Source organism: Sorangium sp. So ce394 (genome assembly GCF_051474665.1).
Lineage (GTDB): Bacteria > Myxococcota_A > Polyangia > Polyangiales > Polyangiaceae > Sorangium > Sorangium cellulosum_D.
In genome coordinates, this window is the sequence record NZ_CP150339.1 from 8,016,604 (window position 1) to 8,029,636 (window position 13,033).

The 13,033-nt window shown below is 74.0% G+C and carries 11 protein-coding genes; 8 read left to right on the forward strand and 3 right to left on the reverse strand.

Annotated features, from left to right (window positions below; translation table 11 throughout):
* Positions 1-167 precede the first annotated feature (167 nt).
* Entirely contained in the window at positions 168-986 is an 819-nt protein-coding gene (locus WMF33_RS29355; protein ID WP_437331730.1) for an aminoglycoside N(3)-acetyltransferase, read from the forward strand.
* Positions 987-1,073: 87 nt separating this feature from the next.
* Positions 1,074-1,913, forward strand: a complete 840-nt coding sequence (locus WMF33_RS29360; RefSeq protein WP_437331731.1) for an inositol oxygenase family protein — start codon at positions 1,074-1,076, stop codon at positions 1,911-1,913.
* Positions 1,914-2,001: 88 nt separating this feature from the next.
* Here the strand turns inward: WMF33_RS29360 and WMF33_RS29365 are convergent, their stop codons facing one another.
* Positions 2,002-2,772 (reverse strand): TetR/AcrR family transcriptional regulator, encoded by a 771-nt coding sequence (locus tag WMF33_RS29365; RefSeq protein WP_437331732.1) that lies wholly within the window; start codon positions 2,770-2,772, stop codon positions 2,002-2,004.
* Here WMF33_RS29365 and WMF33_RS29370 point away from each other — a divergent pair.
* Positions 2,771-3,235: a cupin domain-containing protein gene (locus tag WMF33_RS29370; protein ID WP_437331733.1), complete on the forward strand. Its 465-nt coding sequence runs from the start codon at positions 2,771-2,773 to the stop codon at positions 3,233-3,235. The genes WMF33_RS29365 and WMF33_RS29370 overlap by 2 nt on opposite strands.
* Before the next feature lie 150 nt (positions 3,236-3,385).
* Here WMF33_RS29370 and WMF33_RS29375 read toward each other — a convergent pair whose 3' ends face one another.
* The gene (locus WMF33_RS29375; RefSeq protein WP_437331734.1) at positions 3,386-3,949 is read right to left on the reverse strand and encodes an antibiotic biosynthesis monooxygenase family protein; all 564 of its coding nucleotides are present in this window, start codon (positions 3,947-3,949) and stop codon (positions 3,386-3,388) included.
* A 97-nt stretch (positions 3,950-4,046) separates the two neighbouring features.
* Complete coding sequence (locus WMF33_RS29380) at positions 4,047-4,745, reverse strand: TetR/AcrR family transcriptional regulator (RefSeq protein WP_061623832.1); 699 nt, start codon at positions 4,743-4,745, stop codon at positions 4,047-4,049.
* Between the two features lie 307 nt (positions 4,746-5,052).
* Here WMF33_RS29380 and WMF33_RS29385 point away from each other — a divergent pair, with 307 nt between their 5' ends.
* The 5 genes from WMF33_RS29385 (at position 5,053) to WMF33_RS29405 (ending at position 13,021) form a co-directional block, all read left to right on the forward strand.
* Positions 5,053-5,901, forward strand: a complete 849-nt coding sequence (locus WMF33_RS29385; RefSeq protein ID WP_061623833.1) for an urea amidolyase associated protein UAAP1 — start codon at positions 5,053-5,055, stop codon at positions 5,899-5,901.
* On the forward strand, positions 5,898-6,569 hold the full coding sequence (locus WMF33_RS29390) for an urea amidolyase associated protein UAAP2 (protein WP_437331735.1): 672 nt from the start codon (positions 5,898-5,900) through the stop codon (positions 6,567-6,569). The genes WMF33_RS29385 and WMF33_RS29390 overlap by 4 nt, the downstream gene beginning before the upstream one ends.
* Positions 6,566-10,288: an urea carboxylase gene (uca, locus tag WMF33_RS29395; RefSeq protein WP_437331736.1), complete on the forward strand. Its 3,723-nt coding sequence runs from the start codon at positions 6,566-6,568 to the stop codon at positions 10,286-10,288. The genes WMF33_RS29390 and uca overlap by 4 nt, the downstream gene beginning before the upstream one ends.
* On the forward strand, positions 10,281-11,951 hold the full coding sequence (locus tag WMF33_RS29400) for an amino acid permease (protein WP_437331737.1): 1,671 nt from the start codon (positions 10,281-10,283) through the stop codon (positions 11,949-11,951). Before uca ends, WMF33_RS29400 begins: the two co-directional genes overlap by 8 nt.
* A gap of 419 nt (positions 11,952-12,370) precedes the next feature.
* A complete protein-coding gene (locus WMF33_RS29405; RefSeq protein WP_020737829.1) occupies positions 12,371-13,021 on the forward strand; it encodes a response regulator transcription factor in 651 nt (216 codons plus the stop codon).
* Positions 13,022-13,033 lie beyond the last annotated feature (12 nt).

The following is a 13,033-nucleotide window of genomic DNA, read 5'->3' on the forward strand; positions in this document are numbered from 1 at the left end:
CTCGGATCAAGGGCTCGATGCGCCCCACGGGTCCCACCAGCGAGCTCGCCTGGACCGGCTCGGCGCGCCCGTGATACCACCTCTGGGATGACCCCGGCGCCGCACCCCCGCTCGGTCCGTGCGGTATGGGACGGAATCGCGGGCGCGGGTGCGGCCGAGATCGCAGCATGAGCGAACATCAGGTCTTGAAGACGCACCCGGACACCCTCGTGACCGTTCCATCGCTTGTCGCGGAGCTCACGGCCCTCGGCGTTCGGCCCGGCATGACCTTGCTGGTCCACTCGTCGCTCAGCAAGCTCGGCTGGGTCTGCGGCGGTCCTGTCGCGGTGATCCTGGCCCTGGAAGAGGTCTTGACGCCCGAGGGCACGCTGGTGATGCCGACGCAGTCGGAAGGCCTGTCCGATCCGGCGCTCTGGCAGGATCCGCCCGTGCCCGAGGCGTGGTGGGAGACGATCCGGGAGACGATGCCGGCCTACGATCCGGATCTGACGCCGACGCGGCAGATGGGCGCCATCCCCGAGGCGTTCCGCAAGCAGCGCGGCGTCCGGCGGAGCGCCCACCCGCTCGTGTCCTTCGCCGCCTGGGGCCGGCACGCCGAGACGGTCACGGCGAACCACGGCCTCTCGTACGACCTCGGTGAGGGCTCGCCGCTGGCCCGCATCTACGATCTCGACGGCTGGGTGCTGCTGCTCGGCGTCGGCCACGGCAACAACACCTCGATCCACCTCGCCGAGTACCGCACCGACTTCCCGGGCAAACGGATTGAGGTGCGCCACGCGCCCATCCTCGTCGACGGCGCGCGAAGGCGGGTCAGCTTCGACGACGTGGCGACCGACAGCGGCGATTTCGACCGCCTCGGCGCCGATTTCGACCGGGATACCGGCCTCGTGCGCCGCGGCCGCGCGGGCGCCGCCACCGCCCTGCTGATGCCGCAGCGGCCGCTCGTGGATTACGCGGTCGGGTGGCTGCCGCGGAATCGCGGGTAGGCGAGCTCATGCATGGGCCAGCGCGCTGCGCGGCCCTGGTGATGAGGCCGCTGGCGCTGGACGGGGTGGTACGCTATGGCCGGAGCGATGGGCGAGCAGCGGGAGCAGGCGTCGGGGGTGGAGGGGAGCGCCGCGCGCGGACCAGCGGGAGAGCAGGGGGCGTCGGCGTTCCGCGATTACCGCGCCGAGGTGCGGCCGAGCGTGAAGGAGCTTTACCGGCTGAACCACGAGGGGCAGACCCTCGCCTTCGTGCAGGAAAAACAGCGGCAGTACCTCGGCCTGGACCGGCGCCGGATGGGCATGTGGGAGGCGCTCGAGCTGCTCGATCGGCTGGTCGACGACAGCGATCCGGACACGGAGCTGTCGCAGATCGCGCATGCGCTCCAGTCCGCGGAGGCGGCGCGGCGGGACGGGCAGCCGCGGTGGTTCGTGCTGACCGCGCTGATCCACGACGCCGGGAAGATCCTGTGCACGTGGGGCGAGCCTCAGTGGGCCGTGGTGGGCGACACCTTCCCGGTGGGCTGCGCGTACTCGGACCGGGTCGTCTTCCCCGAGCTGTTCGCGCGGAACCCGGACATGGCGAGCCCGGCGTACCAGACGCCGTGCGGGATTTACGAGGAGGGCGCGGGGCTCTCCCGGGTGCACATGTCGTGGGGGCACGATGAGTATCTGTATCATGTGGTGAAGGACCACCTGCCGCTCGAGGCGCTAACCATGATCCGCTATCACTCGTTCTACGCGGCGCACCGCGAGGGCGCGTACGGGCACCTGATGAACGAGCAAGATCGGCGGATGATGGAGTGGGTGCGGCGGTTCAACCCGTACGATCTCTACTCGAAGGCCGACGCCCCGCCGGACGTGGAGCGGCTGAAGCCCTTCTACAAGGACCTGATCGCAGAGTTCTTGCCGGCCGAGCTCCGCTGGTAAGGGCGCGGTCGAGGTCCCCCACCGCCGCGCCCCCCAACCTGGGTCGGATCGCGCGCGATTCCGACCTGGGCCGCGCCCTTCAGCCGGGTCAGACAGGCCGTGTCGACCTGGGTCGCGTCGCCGCCAGGGCGCCCGACGTCCGACGCGGTGCGCGGGGCCCGAAGAGGTAGGCGAGCGCCAGGGTCGTGGCCTCTGCCTCGAGCCGGGCCGTGCCGATCAGATGAGGTTCCTCGATGATCACGCGGTGCCCGAGCGCCTCGAGAGCGGTCTCCACCACGAACGCAGCGAGCCGCACGTCGGGCACCGCGAGGCGCGCGCGGTGGGGCGCCAGGTGGCGTTCGAGCAACACCGCGAGCCTGCGGCTCGTCTCCGCCGCCTCGGCGAGCCGGCCGACGCGCGGCACCTGCTCGATCAGGATCTTGTGCAGCGCCGGTGAGATCCGCTGTGCATCGAGGCCGGCGCGCACGAAGGCGCGCACGGCCGCCTCCGGGTCCGCCGGATCCGCCTCGGCCAGCGCGCCCTCGACGCGCGCCACGATCGCGGCGGCGTGCCGCTCGACGAGCGTCGCGACCAGCGCCTCCTTGTTCGGGAAATACTGATAGAGCGACCCGACGCTGACGCCGGCGCGCGCCGCCACCGCGATCGTCGTCGTCCCGTCGTACCCACGGGCGAGCAGAACGCGAATCGTCGCCTCGACGATCGCGTCCACGGTCGCCCGCGACCGCGTCTGACGCGGTGTCTTACGCGGGTTTGTCTCGTATGTGCCCATCGCAGCGCGCGCCTCCATTAACGCGAATAGCGAACACGAATCGACATTCGTAGACTGACTCAACCCCACGCAGGAGGCAACGTTCATCATGAAGACCACGACTCTCGAGACCCACGGCCCCGCCGCGCCGGTCACCGGCGCTCACGCCGGCGACGGCGCGCGGAAGCGCGGCGTGATCGCCTTCGAGCTCGCCGGCGCCATCGACCCTCTGACGCATCCAGGCGCGCCGCGCATCCTCGGGTCGTACGCGGCCAGCGGCCCCTGCATGGTCGGCGTCGTGACGAAGGCGGCGGGCAGCACCGACGGCTCCTGGGAGCGACACGACGGCGGCGACGAGCTCCTCGTGATCATCCGCGGGCGCGCGACGTTCACGGTCAACCTGCCTGACGGCACGACGGAGGTGACCGAGGTCGGTCCGGGTCAAGCGCTGCTGATCCCGCGCGGCGCGGCGCACTCGGGGCACATCGCCGACGATGTGTGCGTGCTCTTCGTGACGCCGAGCGACGGCAACGCCGTCTGGAGCGACGTGGAGGCAGGCGCCCGCCGACGTTGAGCGATTCGCTGGCCGGCACATCGGATGGCCGGCGCCGCTACGGCTACGGGCGGGACGGGAGCCACGGCGCCGAGCTCGTCGCCCACGGCGACGCCGTGGAGAATCGATCGTCGCTCCTCCGCCCCGCCCCACCGTCGTGTCCGGGGCCGCTCACCTCGGGCAGTCGAGGTCGATCACCGGGAGATCGTAGTTCACCACGGTCTGCTCGGGGTCGATGAGGAACTCGGCGTCGCGCGGGAGGTGGCGCGTCTTGCGGATGTCGTCGCCGGCATAGGCGCGGATGTCGTCGCGCGACCTCCAGTAGCTGATCACCATGAAGTGCGTCTCCGCGCCCACGGTCTCGCGCATCAGCTGATAGCCGAGGTTCCCCGGGATGGTGCGGAACTTGGGGAGCGCGCTCGAGATATAGGCCGTATATCCTTCGGCCTTGTCGCTCGGCGTGCGGCCGTGCCACACGCGGGCGACGCGCGCCGCGCACGGCGCCGGCGTGGCGGCGGGCGCCGGCGTGGCGGCGGGCGCCGCGGGGCCTGCGGGCGGCGCCGCGGGGGCTGCGGCGGGCTGCGCCGGGGCGGCCGCTACGGCGGGATCCGGGGAGGCTGGCGGCGTCTGCTCCATGGTGGACGCGCAGCCGAGCACGGCGCATGCAGCGAGCAGCGCGGCCAGCGCGAGAGGGGCGCGGCCCGAGGCGTATTGCGGTCGAGCGGGGGCGGTCATGGGGCCGAGTATGCACGAGACCGTCGCGACCGGGCGATCTCCGATGGGCACACAGCGCCCGGGGTGGTGGCCGTGTTCGGGAAGGAGGGCTATCCCGCTATCCCTCCCCGTCGGCCGCGACCGCCGTCCGCCGCAGCGCCGCGAGCCGCGACGGCCGCGCCAGGAGCCCCCCGACCGTCTGGTCCGCGACCAGCTCCGCGATCTGCTCCGGCCGGTACCCGAGCGCGGCAGGGTCGCCGGCGACGAGCGGGTGGATGCGCCCGGCCCCCCCGGGGCGGTACCAGTTCTGCACGCTCTCGTCCTGCGCCAGCACCGTCAGCGCGCACAGGTAGGCGTCCACCTCGCGGAACGTCCCCTCCCCCACCCCGCGCCCGATCATCGCCGCCACGGCCTCGGTCAGCGCGCGCCGCTCGGCCCAGTAGGTCGCGAACGCCTCCGGATCCCGCTCGCTGAAGCGGTGGATCTCCGTGATCTCCAGCGGGAAGCCGCACACCGTCTCCACGTCGAACCGCACGAAGCGCCAGAGCTGCACGTCGGCGGCGCCGCCGCTCGCCTCGAGCCTGCGCGCGTACGAGAGCGGCAGGCGGTTCACCTGCTGCAAGATCTCCGCGACGATCAGCTCCTTGCGCCGGAACCAGTAGTACAGCGACGACTGCCGGAGCCCCGCCGCCTGCGCGATCTCGAGCATCGACACGTCGACGACCCCGCGCTCGGCGAAGAGCCGGCCCGCCACCTCCAGGATCTGCTCGCGCGGCGCGAGCTCGCTGCGCTGCGGCGCCTTGCGCGGCCGGCCCATGCGGCGCGGGCTCCCTTCGGCCTTCTGACTGCCTTCGGCGCTCTGCCTTCCTTCGGCGCTCTGAGCAGGGGGAATCTCCGTCTTCATCGTCTCCCGGGGTGGCCGTCGCGCTGATCTATCCGCGCTCGCGTTCCTGCGCCAGCCGCTCTCCCGCCGCGCACCCAGGTTGGAACCGCGGGGTCCCCCCGCGCCGCCACCGGGAAAAATCGCCCGCACCCTGCATTTTACCCCCGCGAAACAGGCCGGAAACCCCGCCCCCGGATAGTCGACCCGTAGTTTCGATTCTCTATCGAAAGTGAGGCGGGCGATGTCTGAAACGGCCACAACGTATGCCGCGCGCGCGCACGCGCGCGCCCAGGAAGGCAGCGTCGTCGAGACGCAACCCACCGTGCCGAGCACGTCGATCGGCGACCCGCCCCCGGGCGTGGAAGCGCGCGACGTCCTCTGGGACGAGACCCTCGGCGCCGGCGGCTACGCGGCGCGCACGCTCCCCGTCGGCAGCCGGCTCCGGATCGTCGACGTCGAGGGCGACACCTGCGTCGCCCTCATGCTCCACCGCGCGGACCGCCCCATCGAGCGGCTCTGCCTCGCCGACACCGTGAAGCTCCAGTGGCAGGCCTATCCAGGCCCCGGCTACCTGCTCCTCTCCGATATGGGGCGCGCCCTCGCCTCCCTCCTCGAGGACACCGCCGGCCGCCACGACACCTTCTGCGGCACCTCGCTCCCGGGCGAGATCGCCTCCCGCTACGGCAGCGACGCCCACGGCGGCGCCCTCCGCTCCGGCCGCGAGCGGCTCCTCCTCGCCCTCGCCAAGCACGGCCTCGCCGAGCGCGACCTCCCCACGCCCATCAACCTCTTCAAGGGCGTCCGCATCGAGGCCGACGGCGCCATCACCTTCCTCCCCGACGCGTCCCGGCCGGGCGCCCACGTGCTCCTCCGCGCCGAGCAGGACGTCCTCGTCAGCGTCGCCGCCGTCCCGCACCGCCTCGACCCGCGCCCGGCCTACCGCGCCGGCAAGGTCCGCCTCACCGCCTGGCGCGGCCGCCCCGCCCCGGACGACGACCCGGTGCGCAACGCCACCCCCGAGGCGCGCCGCGCCTTCGAGAACACCGCCGAGGAGCTCGCGGTCGCCCTCCGGGCAGGAGGCGCGCGATGAGCCCCGCCGCCCCCGGAAAGCCGGTCGCCGCCCTGCGCGACCCCGCCCTCGCCGGCCTGCCCGGCGCCCTCCTCTCCGACGAGATCGTCCCGGCCCGCGCGCCGTGGGCGAAGATCGTCCGCGCCGGCGAGATCCTCCGCGTCATCGACCTCGAGGGCAACCAGGCCGTCGACTTCCTCGCCTACGTCCTTTCCGACACCGCCGAGCGCTACAGCGCCGCCGACACCATCGCCGCCCAGCGCAACATCTTCCTCACCACCGGCGCGAAGCTCCGCTCGAACCGCGGCCGCGTGATGATGACCATCACCGACGACAGCTGCGGCCGGCACGACACCTCCGGCGGCGCCTGCTCGTGCGAGTCGAACACCGTCCGCTACGGCCACCACACAAAGCACCAGCACGCCTGCGTCGAGAACTTCCTCATGGCCGCCGCGCCGTACGGCCTCGGCAAGCGCGACCTCGTCGGCAACGTCAACTGGTTCATGAACGTGCCCGTCGAGGCCGACGGCACCCTCGGCATCGTCGACGGCCTGTCCGCGCCCGGCAAGCACGTCGACCTCCGCGCCGAGCTCGATCTGCTGCTGCTCGTCTCGAACTGCCCGCAGATCAACAACCCCTGCAACGGCTTCAACCCGACCCCGATCCGCATGGCGGTGGTGCGGCCATGAGCGCCCCCCCGCCCTTCCGCCGCGTCCTCGTCGCCAACCGCGGCGAGATCGCGTGCCGCATCCTCCGCACCCTCCGGCGCCTCGGGATCGCGTCGGTCGCCGTCTTCTCCGACGCGGACCGCGCCGCGCTCCACGTGCGCCTCGCCGACCACGCCGTCCGCCTCGGCGGCCAGACGCCCGCCGAGAGCTACCTGCGCATCGACGCCGTCGTCGACGCCGCCCGCCGCGCGGGCGCCGACGCGATCCACCCGGGTTACGGATTCCTCAGCGAATCCGAGGACTTCGCCCGCGCGGTGGAGGCCGCGGGCATCGTCTTCATCGGGCCGACGCCGGCCCAGATGGAGGCGTTCGGGAGCAAGCACCGGGCGCGGGAGCTCGCGATCGAGGCGGGCGTGCCGCTCCTGCCGGGCACCGGCGTGCTCCGGGACGCGGACCACGCCGCCGCCGAGGCCGCGGCCATCGGCTACCCCGTGCTGCTCAAGGCGAGCGCGGGCGGCGGCGGCATCGGGATGGCCCGGTGCGACGCGCCGGCGGAGCTCCCCGCCGCGTTCGAGCGGGTCCAGCGCCTCGCCCGCGCGAACTTCGGATCGGGCGACGTGTTCCTCGAGCGCTTCCTGACGGCGCCCCGGCACGTGGAGGTCCAGATCGCCGGCGACGGCCGCGGCAACGTCCTCGTCCTCGGCGACCGCGACTGCTCGGTGCAGCGCCGCAACCAGAAGGTCCTCGAGGAGGCGCCCGCGCCCGACCTGCCGCCCCGGCTGCGCTCGGCGCTCGCGGAGTCGGCCCGCGCGCTCGCCGCGAAGGTCGCCTACCGGAACGTGGGCACCGTCGAGTTCCTCGTCGATCCCGCCCGCGCGGAGCACTACTTCCTCGAGGTCAACACGCGCCTCCAGGTCGAGCACGGCGTGACCGAGCTCTGCACCGGCATCGATCTCGTGGCGTGGATGCTGCGCATCGCCGCCGGCGACACGGCGTTCTTCGAGGGCGGCGATCCGCCGCTCTCCGGCCACGCGATCGAGGCGCGGCTCTACGCCGAGGACCCGGCGCGGGGGTTCTTGCCGAGCGCGGGGCTGCTCACCGAGGTGAGCTACCCCGAGGGCGCCGGCGTGCGGGTCGACGGGTGGGTCGAGACGGGCACCGAGGTCTCGGCGCTCTACGATCCGCTCCTGGCCAAGCTGCTCGTGCGCGGCGCGGACCGGGCTGCTGCGGTCGCGGCGCTGCGCGCCGCCGTCGGGGAGACCCGGCTCGGCGGGATCGAGACGAACCGCGAGTGGGTCGCGGCCGCGCTCGATCACCCCGACTTCCGCGGGGTCCGGCACCACACCGGCACGTTCGCGTCGCTGCCGTTCCGCCCCGAGGCGGTCGAGGTGACCGCGGCGCCGGGCGCGGTGACCGTGCAGGACTGGCCCGGGCGGCTCGGCCTGTGGTCGGTCGGCGTGCCGCCGAGCGGGCCGATGGACGACCTGTCGTTCCGCCTCGGCAACCGCGTCGTGGGCAACCCGGCCGGCGCCGCGGGGCTCGAGTGCGAGGTGCACGGGCCCACGCTGGTGTTCCACCGGCGCGCGGTCCTGTGCGTCGCGGGCGCCGCCATGCGCGTGCTCGTCGACGGGGCCGAGGTGGCGCCGTGGACGCCGGTCGAGGTCGCGCCGGGCGCCACCGTGGCGTGCGGGCCGGTGCGGGGGCCGGGCGCGCGCGCCTACCTGCTCATCCGCGGCGGCATCGACGTGCCGGCGCACCTCGGCAGCCGCGCCACGTTCACCCTCGGCGGCTTCGGCGGCCACGCGGGCAGGCCGCTCCGCCCGGGCGACGTGCTGCGCCTCGGCGAGGAGGTCGACCCGGCGCTCGCCCCCGGCGCGCTGCCGGCCGAGGCCCGGCCGGAGATCGGCAGGTCCTGGGAGCTCGCCGTGCTCGACGGGCCGCACGGGGCGCCGGACTTCCTCACGGACGAGGGGATCGAGCAGCTCTACGCGGCCGAGTGGGAGGTGCACTACCACTCGGCCCGCACCGGCGTCCGCCTCGTCGGGCCCGCGCCGGCGTGGGCGCGCACCGACGGCGGCGAGGCGGGGCTGCACCCCTCGAACCTGCACGACAACGCGTACGCGATCGGCGCGGTCGACCTCACCGGCGACATGCCCGTCATCCTCGGCCCCGACGGCCCGAGCCTGGGCGGGTTCGTGTGTCCGCTCGCCGTCGCCGCGGCCGAGCGGTGGAAGCTCGGCCAGCTGAGCGCCGGGGACAAGGTGCGGTTCCGGTCGATCCTGCCCGCCGAGGCCGACGCGCTGGCGCGGCGGAGCGACGCGCTCGTGACGCGGCGCGGGCTCGCGGCGAACGGCGCGATGGCGCATGCGTCCAACGGCGCGGCGGCGCACGCGGCCAATGGCGCCGCGGCGCGCGCGGCCGACGGCGCGGCCGCCGCAGGCTCGGGCAGCGCACGGCGCAGGCGCGGCGAGCCGGTGCTCGGCCGCGTGCCGGCGCGCGACGGCCGGCCCGCGGTGGTCTTCCGCCAGAGCGGCGACCGGTACGTGCTCGTCGAGTTCGGGCCGCCGGTGCTCGACATCGACCTGCGCGTGCGCGCGCACCTGCTCATGACGCGGCTCGAGGAGATGCGCGTGCCCGGCGTGGTCGACCTGACGCCCGGGATCCGCTCGCTCCAGGTGCACGTCGACGGCGCGCGGCTCACCGTGGCCAAGGCCCTCGACCTGCTCCGCGAGGCCGAGGCCGACCTGCCCGCCCCGGAGGAGGTCCGGATCCCGAGCCGCGTCGTCCACATGCCGCTCAGCTGGGACGACCCGGCGACGCGCGAGGCGATCGAGCGCTACATGCGCACGGTCCGCGACGACGCGCCGTGGTGCCCGAGCAACCTGGAGTTCATCCGCCGGGTCAACGGGCTGCCGGACATCGCGGCGGTCCAGGAGCTCTTCCTCGCGGCGAGCTACCTCGTGCTCGGCCTCGGCGACGTGTACCTCGGCGCGCCGGTCGCGACGCCGATCGACCCGCGGCACCGGATGGTCACGACCAAGTACAACCCGGCGCGCACGTGGACGCCCGAGAACGCGGTCGGCATCGGCGGCGCGTACCTGTGCATCTACGGCATGGAGGGGCCGGGCGGGTACCAGTTCCTCGGCCGCACGGTGCCGGTCTGGAGCCGCCACCGGCCGTTCCGGCAGACGACGCGCGAGCGGCCGTGGCTCCTGCGGTTCTTCGACCAGCTCCGCTTCCACCTCGTCTCGCCGGAGGAGCTGCTCGAGCTCCGCGCCGACATGGTGGCCGGGCGCGGCGAGGTGCGCATCGAGGAGGCGACGTTCGACCTGGGCGAGCACCACCGCTTCCTCGACGACAACGCCGACAGCATCCGCGCGGCCCGGGCGCGGCAGCGGGCGGCGTTCGACGCCGAGCGCGGCCGCTGGGAGGCGGACGGCGAGTTCGACCGCGTGCGCCGCGCGGGCGCCCGGCTCGAGGGCGCCTCGTCGGCCGACGAGGACGCGCTGCCGGCCGGGATGCTGCCGGTGACGGCGCCGCTCACCGCGTGCGTGTGGAAGGTGGACGTGGCGCCGGGGCAGCGCGTCGAGGCGGGCCAGCGCGTGGCCGTGCTCGAGGCGATGAAGATGGAGTTCGCCGTGGTGGCCGACGTGGCCGGCGCGGTCGACTGGATCGGCTGCCGCCCGGGCCAGATGGTCAGCGCGGGCCAGCCGCTCGTGGGGGTGTCGGCCCATGCGTGATCCGATCTCGACAGGGACGCCGGACCACCGCGGCGCGGCCGGCGCGGCCACCGCGGCGCAAGGCGCGCTCGGCGCGGGCACCGCCGCGCAAGGCGCGCTCGGCCCGGGCTCGGCAGCGTACGGCGCGCTCGGCGCGGGCACCGCCGCGCAAGGCAGCAGCGACGCCGACGACCTCGCGCGCCTGGGCTACCGCCAGGAGCTGCGGCGCGACCTGGGGAGCCTGTCGGCCTTCGCGGCGGGCTTCTCGTATGTCTCGATCCTCACGACCGTCTTCCAGCTCTTCGTGATCGGCTACGCCTTCGGCGGGACGCGGTTCTTCTGGACGTGGCCGGTGGTCTTCCTCGGCCAGCTCGCGGTCGCGCTCAACCTCGCCGAGGTGGGCTCGCATTACCCGGTGGCCGGCTCGGTCTACCAGTGGGGGCGCCGCGTGTCGCCCGGCGCTCCGGGGTGGCTCGCGGGCTGGCTGAAGCTCGTCGGCGACGTCGTGAGCGTCGCGGCGGCGGCCATCGCGCTGCAGGCGATCTTGCCGAGCGTCTGGGGCGGGTTCCAGCTCCTCGGCGGCGATCCGTCGCTCACGTCGCGCGACGGCGCGGCGAACGCCGTGCTGCTCGGCGCGGGGCTCGTCGCGCTGACGACGGCGATCAACATGGCCGGGGTGCGAGCGATGGCCTGGGTCAACGACGTCGGCGTGATGGCGGAGCTCGGCGGCGTCGTGCTGCTGATCGGGGCGCTGTTCCTGCACGCGGTGCGGGGTCCGGCGGTGGTGCTCGAGCCGCTCTACGGGCCGTCGCCGCCGCTGGGCACGGGGGCGGCGGGCCTGCTCGCGGCCGCGCTCATGCCGGCGTACGTGCTCTACGGCTTCGATTCGGCCGGGTCGCTGGCCGAGGAGACGCAGAGCCCGCGGCGGATCATCCCGCGGGCGATCCTGAAGGCCGTCGTGGCCTCCGGGGTGGGCGGCGCGCTGCTCCTGCTCGCGGCGCTGATGGCGGCGCCGAGCCTGACCGACGGCCGCCTCGCGACCGAGGGCCTGGCCTACGTGGTCGTGAGCGCCCTCGGCCCGACGCTGGGTAAGGTGTTCCTTGTCGACGTGGCGCTGGCGGTGTGCGTCTGCACGCTGGCCATCCAGACCGGCGCCTCGCGCCTCGCGTTCTCGATGGCGCGGGACGGGGCGCTGCCGTGCGCGCCGGCGCTCGCGCGCGTGTCGCCGCGCACGAAGACGCCCGTCGCTCCGGCGATCGCGGTCGGCGCGCTCGCGTGCGGCATGCTCGTCGTGAACTACGGCGAGGCGCAGCTGTTCGTGCTCATCACGGAGACGGCCGTGCTGCTCGTGAACCTCTCGTACCTGCTCGTGACGGCGGGGATGCTCCTCCGCCGGCTGCGCGGGTGGCCGGGCAGCTCCGGGGCCCCGGCGGGGGTGTTCTCCCTCGGGCGCGCCGGGCTCGCGCTGAACGTCGCGGCCGTCGCGTGGGGGGTCGCGCTCATCGCGAACATCGCGTGGCCGCGGCGGGACGGCGAGTCGACGTGGATGGAGTACTTCCCGGTGATCGGGGTCGCCGGCACGATCGCGGTGGGGCTCGCGGTGTTCGCGGCGACGCAGAGGCCGAGCGGAGAGCGGGTCGCCGTCAGCCCGCCGCGGGAGAGCTCGGCGTCGCTGATCTCCTGAGGCGGGCTATTCCGGCGACGAGCTCGCGCGGTCCTGGACGGGCGCCCGCCGTGGAGCCGAGGCCACGAGCAATTTAGTTAGCCTTACTAATAGGGGCCATGCGTCTCGTACGACGCACGGCGGGCGGGAGCAGAGGGTACGGGCGACGGGCGTCGGCAGGGTCTCCGGCTGGCTCGCCCGGGCTTGTCCGTCGCTCCCGCCCCGACTGGCGCGCGCCGTGGGCCAGCGGCCCTGGAGCGCCGTGCGTCTCGGGAAAATTCGGACCGTCCCCTCAGGCCTCCGGCGAGGCCGTGCTAGGGTCGGGCTCCGTGGTCACCGACACCGACGCGGCCCCCTCCCGCCCCCCACGAGCCGCCCCGGAGGCTCGAGCGGCTGGAGGAACGGCCCCCCCTCCCCCCGCTCTTGATGGAGACAGCGGCATGACGAAGCTCGGCGTCTTCGTGGTCGACGATCACCCGATCGTGCGCGACGGGCTGAAGGCGTTGATCAATGCGCAACCTGACATGACGGTCGTCGGCGAGGCGGCGGACGGGCTCAGCGCCGTCGAGGCCGTCACGGAGCTCGGGCCGGACATCGTCCTGATGGACGTCACCATGCCCAAGCTCGGCGGCGCGCAGGCGACCGAGCGCATCAAGCAGGCGCGGCCGGAGGTCCAGGTGGTGGCCCTGACGGGCTACGAGGACAAGGCCAACGTCCAGCCGCTCCTGAAGGCGGGGGCGTCGGGGTACGTGCTCAAGGGCGCGCGCGGCGCGGAGCTGGTCCGGGCCATCCACGCCGTCGCCGCCGGGGGCGTGTACCTCGACCCGTCGATGACGGCCCACGTCGTGTCGAGCGTGGTCGGCCGCACCTTCGGCGACCACGGCTCGGCCTCGGAGCTGAGCGAGCGCGAGGCCGAGGTGATCCGGCTCATCGCCGAGGGGCACGCCATCAAGGAGATCGCGGCTCGCCTCGACCTGAGCGCGCGCACGGTCGAGACCTACAAGGTCCGGGCGATGGAGAAGCTCGGCCTCACGAGCCGCGCGGACACCGTGCGCTACGCCCTCCAGCAGGGCTGGCTCAAGAGCGAGTAGCGCCCCGGCGGG